At 53.7% G+C, this 3,269-nt stretch carries 2 rRNA genes; both read right to left on the bottom strand.

Annotated features, from left to right (window positions below):
- Nucleotides 1-29: 29 nt before the first annotated feature.
- Nucleotides 30-145 (bottom strand): 5S ribosomal RNA (gene rrf, locus F8N00_RS17200).
- Nucleotides 146-191: 46 nt separating this feature from the next.
- Nucleotides 192-3,105 (bottom strand): 23S ribosomal RNA (locus F8N00_RS17205).
- Nucleotides 3,106-3,269: the final 164 nt, after the last annotated feature.

A 3,269-nucleotide genomic window follows, 5' to 3' on the forward strand; every position in this document is an offset into this window, starting at 1 on the left:
CTGTCAATTGTTTTATTAAAAAAACAAAAGCCTGGCAACGTCCTATCCTCACAGGGGGAAGCCCCCAACTACTTTCGGCGTTCAAGTGCTTAACTTCCGTGTTCGGCATGGGAACGGGTGTGACCACTTGGCTATCGTCACCAGACGACGGGCTCGCGCCCTCAAAACTGAAGTCATCAACAAGCATCTGCTAGAACAAGGCCTCGACCGATTAGTATCACTCAGCTCCACATGTCGCCATGCTTCCACCCGTGACCTATCTACCTCATCGTCTCTGAGGGGTCTTTCTTGATTACTCAAAGGGAAATCTCATCTTGGAGGGGGCTTCATGCTTAGATGCTTTCAGCATTTATCCCGTCCGCACGTAGCTACCCAGCGATGCTCCTGGCGGAACAACTGGTACACCAGCGGTGCGTCCATCCCGGTCCTCTCGTACTAAGGACAGCTCTCCTCAAATTTCCTGCGCCCACGACGGATAGGGACCGAACTGTCTCACGACGTTCTGAACCCAGCTCGCGTACCGCTTTAATGGGCGAACAGCCCAACCCTTGGGACCTACTCCAGCCCCAGGATGCGATGAGCCGACATCGAGGTGCCAAACCTCCCCGTCGATGTGGACTCTTGGGGGAGATCAGCCTGTTATCCCCAGGGTAGCTTTTATCCGTTGAGCGATGGCCCTTCCATGCGGAACCACCGGATCACTAAGCCCGACTTTCGTCCCTGCTCGACTTGTAGGTCTCGCAGTCAAGCTCCCTTCTGCCTTTGCGCTCTACGAATGATTTCCAACCATTCTGAGGGAACCTTTGGGCGCCTCCGTTACTGTTTAGGAGGCGACCGCCCCAGTCAAACTACCCGCCTGACACGGTCCTCCAGCCGGATCACGGCTGCGAGTTAGAGACTCTATGCATGAAGGGCGGTATCCCAAGGGTGACTCCTCCGAAGCTGGCGCTCCGGGCTCGACGTCTCCCGCCTATCCTGTACATCATGCACAAAGCCTCAATATCAGGCTGTAGTAAAGCTCCATGGGGTCTTTCCGTCCTGTCGCGGGTAACCTGCATCTTCACAGGTACTATGATTTCACCGGGTCTCTCGTTGAGACAGTGCCCAAATCGTTACGCCTTTCGTGCGGGTCGGAACTTACCCGACAAGGAATTTCGCTACCTTAGGACCGTTATAGTTACGGCCGCCGTTTACTGGGGCTTCGGTTCAAAGCTTCGCTTGCGCTAACCCATCCCCTTAACCTTCCAGCACCGGGCAGGCGTCAGCCCCTATACGTCATCTTGCGATTTAGCAGAGACCTGTGTTTTTGCTAAACAGTCGTTTGGGCCTATTCACTGCGGCTCTACTCATGTAGAGCGTCCCTTCTCCCGAAGTTACGGGACCATTTTGCCGAGTTCCTTAACGAGAGTTATCCCGCGCGTCTTAGAATTCTCATCTCGCCTACCTGTGTCGGTTTACGGTACTGGCGCCTTCCCCCTCACTAGAGGCTTTTCTTGGCAGTGTGAAATCGTGACCTACGTCCCTACGGGACTCCGCGTCGTTCCTTGACTTTGGTGCCTGACGGATTTGCCAATCAGACGGTCTTGAAACTTGCACATGCACTTCCATCCGCATGCGTCACTATCCTCCTGCGTCCCCCCATTGTTCAAACGGTGGATCGGCGGTACAGGAATATCAACCTGTTATCCATCGCCTACGCCTTTCGGCCTCGGCTTAGGTCCAGACTAACCCTGAGCGGACGAGCCTTCCTCAGGAAACCTTGGGCTTTCGACGGAGGGGATTCTCACCCCTCTTTTCGCTACTCACACCGGCATTCTCACTTCCAAACGCTCCACTGCTCCTTCCGGTACAGCTTCACAGCGGTTTGGAACGCTCCCCTACCATTCCTTACGGAATCCGCAGCTTCGGTGGTATGTTTAGCCCCGTTACATTTTCGGCGCGGCGCCACTCGACTAGTGAGCTATTACGCACTCTTTGAATGGTGGCTGCTTCTAAGCCAACATCCTAGCTGTCTAGGCAGCGCCACATCCTTTTCCACTTAACATACACTTTGGGACCTTAGCTGGCGGTCTGGGCTGTTTCCCTCTTGACTACGGATCTTATCACTCGCAGTCTGACTCCCGAGTATAAGTTGCTGGCATTCGGAGTTTAACTGAATTCGGTAACCCTGTGGGGGCCCCTAGTCCAATCAGTGCTCTACCTCCAGAACTCTCAACCTCGAGGCTAGCCCTAAAGCTATTTCGGGGAGAACCAGCTATCTCCAGGTTCGATTGGCATTTCACCGCTACCCACACCTCATCCCCGCACTTTTCAACGTGCGTGGGTTCGGACCTCCAGTCAGTGTTACCTGACCTTCATCCTGGACATGGGTAGATCACCTGGTTTCGGGTCTACGACAACGCACTGAACGCCCTGTTCAGACTCGCTTTCGCTACGGCTCCGCCTCATCGGCTTAACCTCGCGCGTTATCGTAACTCGCCGGTTCATTCTACAAAAGGCACGCCATCACCCGTTAACGGGCTCTGACTACTTGTAGGCATACGGTTTCAGGATCTATTTCACTCCCCTTCCGGGGTGCTTTTCACCTTTCCCTCACGGTACTGGTTCACTATCGGTCACTAGGGAGTATTTAGCCTTGGGAGATGGTCCTCCCGGATTCCGACGGGGTTTCACGTGTCCCGCCGTACTCAGGATCCACTCTGGAGGGAAAACAGTTTCAGCTACAGGGCTGTCACCTTCTTCGGCCGACCTTTCCAGGTCCTTCACCTACTGTCTTCCTTTTTGACTCCGTATAGAGTGTCCTACAACCCCGAAGAGCATGCTCTCCGGTTTGGGCTGTTCCCGTTTCGCTCGCCGCTACTCAGGGAATCGCATTTGCTTTCTCTTCCTCCGGGTACTTAGATGTTTCAGTTCCCCGGGTCTGCCTCACGCTACACTATGTATTCATGTAACATGTCCCATCCCATTACGGATGGTGGGTTCCCCCATTCGGAAATCTTCGGATCAAAGCATACTTACTGCTCCCCGAAGCATATCGCTGTTCGTCGCGTCCTTCATCGGCTCCTAGTGCCAAGGCATCCACCGTACGCCCTTCATACCTTGATCTAGCGTTGGTATTCTAAGAACACACGTCTAATGACATGGTTAATTAAAAGTTTGATGTCTTGTTGATGTCTTCAGTTTTCAAGGTGCGAGTGTCTCTTGCGAGACGTGAGAGACGAGCTCTCAAAACTGAACGATGGGCATGTCCCGTAAGGGACGTTTTCCTT

Source organism: Exiguobacterium sp. A1_3_1, assembly GCF_048985645.1.
Classification (GTDB): domain Bacteria; phylum Bacillota; class Bacilli; order Exiguobacteriales; family Exiguobacteriaceae; genus Exiguobacterium_A; species Exiguobacterium_A indicum.